The sequence below is a fragment of the Bacillus sp. SIMBA_008 genome (assembly GCF_046535495.1).
GTDB lineage: Bacteria > Bacillota > Bacilli > Bacillales > Bacillaceae > Bacillus > Bacillus subtilis.
In genome coordinates this window covers 1-234 of sequence record NZ_JAWRWL010001324.1, presented here as the reverse complement: position 1 = coordinate 234, position 234 = coordinate 1, and the positions used below count along the sequence as shown (strand labels likewise).

General features: G+C 64.5%; 1 protein-coding gene. It reads right to left on the bottom strand.

From position 1 onward, the window contains the following. A partial coding sequence (locus tag SB658_RS27740; protein ID WP_410603800.1) for a hypothetical protein occupies nt 1-173 on the bottom strand: 173 nt, incomplete at its 3' end. Nucleotides 174-234 lie beyond the last annotated feature (61 nt).

Below are 234 nucleotides of genomic sequence, written 5' to 3'. Positions count from 1 at the left end.
GCCAGCTCGGTCTTGACCCGGCTGACCAGCGCCTCGTCAAGGGCGGCGGCGCCACGGTTGGAGGTGATCTGTACCGAAGGATCCTTCTGGTAGGCGTTCGGCAGCGCGTAGAGCACGCCCAGCGCCATCACGGCAAGGATCAGGAAATATTTCCAGCGAGGAAATTCAAGCATCGCGGAACCCCGCGCGGCGCCTCCCCGGCGCCACGCATCAGGAAAGGAATGGGATCAGGCG